At 33.5% G+C, this 1,735-nt stretch carries 2 protein-coding genes; both read right to left on the bottom strand.

The genetic code is table 11. The features are described 5' to 3' along the window. Positions 1 to 1,043, bottom strand: a 1,043-nt coding sequence (gene mvaD, locus Q0616_RS02300) for a diphosphomevalonate decarboxylase (RefSeq protein ID WP_298774753.1), incomplete at its 3' end; no start/stop codon positions are given. Positions 1,044 to 1,057: 14 nt separating this feature from the next. Next, positions 1,058 to 1,735: NAD-dependent epimerase/dehydratase family protein (locus Q0616_RS02305; protein WP_298774756.1), on the bottom strand; the 678-nt coding region annotated here is incomplete at its 5' end.

Genomic DNA, 1,735 nt, shown 5'->3' on the forward strand with positions numbered 1-1,735 from the left:
TAATTTCCGTTTTGACAGAATTGTTTTAATTCATTTTTGATGAAGATTTCAATCGCTTCCGCATCTTGGTCAGGATATAGTAAATGTACATTTGCACCAGCATCTAAAGTGAAATACAAATGATTTCCTGTTTCACGACGGAATTCCCACAATTTTTCTAAAGCTGCAACTGTATTTGGTTTCATCAAAATAAACGCAGGATTCGACATCATCATCATGGCGTGCAACGTTAGGGCTTCGTGTTCCACTAATTCTCCAAATGCTTTCACATCACCAGCTTTCAGAATAGCTAATAATTTTTCTAAATTTTCATTTGCTTCTACAAAACGACGTTCCGCATATGGATGTCCATTCATCAAGTTATGACCAACAGTAGAAGAAACTGATTTTTGACCTTCGTGAATCAATAAAATGGTATCATGAAAAGTTTTGAAAACATCATGAATTTCTGCATCAGGATATTTTGTTCCAAATAAATCTGAACTTCCTTCAATGAAGTCATTTTCTCCCCATTCAACCAAACCTTTGTAAACCGAACGACAAGCACTTCCAGAACCTAAACGTGCTAAAAAAGAAGCTTTTTTCAAAGCATTTTCTTCAGATAAATTTGCGCCTAATAAATTTTCTATTTGCACTAAACATAACGCCAATGCAGACATTCCAGATGCCGAAGAAGCAATTCCAGAGCTGTGTGGGAAAGAGTTGTGCGTATGGACTTCAAATTTATAATGCTTTAAGAATGAAATATAAGCGGTAATTCGTTCAAAAAAAGTAATGATTTTTGGTGCAAAACTTTCTTTTAATTCACCTTCCAAATAAACGTCTACCTCAAAAGTATCTGAAGTTTTTGGAGAAAATCTTAATTCAGTTTCCGTGTAACTATTCGTTAATGTGTAACTGATAGAGCTATTGGTTGGAATTTGATTTTTCTTTTTTCCCCAATATTTAACCAACGCAATATTTGATGGACTTTTAGCTGAAACGCTTCCTGATGTTAATTCTGAAGCAGTTATTGAAAGTGTTGAAATGAATTGTTGTTCCATAAAACAAAAGTAAACTATTTTGTAGAATTTAGTTTTTGAAAACGAGTATAATGATAATCCACGGCATCTTTTACCGAAATGAAATTGTAATCTAATGCTTTTACGACTTTGGAATTATCGTAATTTGTCACAGATGTTAACGAATAATAATTGGCTTTCGTCATGTATTTTCCTCCAAAAATGCGACTGAAAATAGAAAGGTTTTTAATGATTTTTAACGTTAAATTCGAAACATTTTTTACAGATCGCTTGCTATTGATTGCGACATAATCAAATACTTCTTTGTATGTTTTATTTTCAGAAATTACAATGAATTTTTGATTAAAAAGTTGCTTGTCAATCAACTGAAATAAAATATTGACAACGTCTCGTACATCAACAAAAGCTGTTCCGCCAGAAGGAGCATAATCATTTTTCGAGGAATTTTGTTGGAACAAACTTTCGCTTGCGCGTTTTGTATCTAACGTCCCGATGATGACACCTGGGTTAATAATAATTACCTTAACACCTTCTTGTGAAGCGCGCCAAACTTCCATCTCAGCTCTAAATTTTGAAATAGAATACGACGAATGCGTTAAGCTATTGTTCCAAGGAGAAAGTTCATCAATCATTTTTGTAACAGGATTAATATCATCCATGGAAGCAATCGAGCTGATAAAGAAAAACTCCTTTATTCCGGTATCTATCGCTTC

The organism is uncultured Empedobacter sp., from assembly GCF_937930195.1.
Lineage (GTDB): Bacteria > Bacteroidota > Bacteroidia > Flavobacteriales > Weeksellaceae > Empedobacter > Empedobacter stercoris.